Source organism: Streptomyces sp. URMC 123, assembly GCF_051386515.1.
GTDB lineage: Bacteria > Actinomycetota > Actinomycetes > Streptomycetales > Streptomycetaceae > Streptomyces.
Window position 1 is genome coordinate 1 of record NZ_JBPQTV010000768.1, and the last position, 268, is coordinate 268.

The following is a 268-nucleotide window of genomic DNA, read 5'->3' on the forward strand; positions in this document are numbered from 1 at the left end:
GCTATGACAACGCTTTGGCCGAGACCATCAACGGGCACTACAAGGCCGAGTTGATTCATCGTCGCGCGCCATGGAAGACCAAGGAGGCGGTGGAGTTCGCGACCCTGGAATGGGTGTCGTGGTTCAACCACCATCGCCTGCTCGAGCCCATCGGCTACATACCGCCGGCAGAGGCTGAGGCAAACTACTACCGGCAACTCACCAATCAGGCCGCCACGGTGACGGCCTGAATTAAACCAAACAGCCTCCGCGAATCCCGGGGCGATTC

Annotated in this window: 1 protein-coding gene; it reads left to right on the forward strand. The window is 60.1% G+C overall.

All coding sequences use genetic code 11. The annotated features are described in order from the left end of the window. Positions 1-230, forward strand: a 230-nt coding sequence (locus ACSNOD_RS31935) for an integrase core domain-containing protein (protein ID WP_436770541.1), incomplete at its 5' end; no start/stop codon positions are given. Between the last annotated feature and the right edge of the window lie 38 nt (positions 231-268).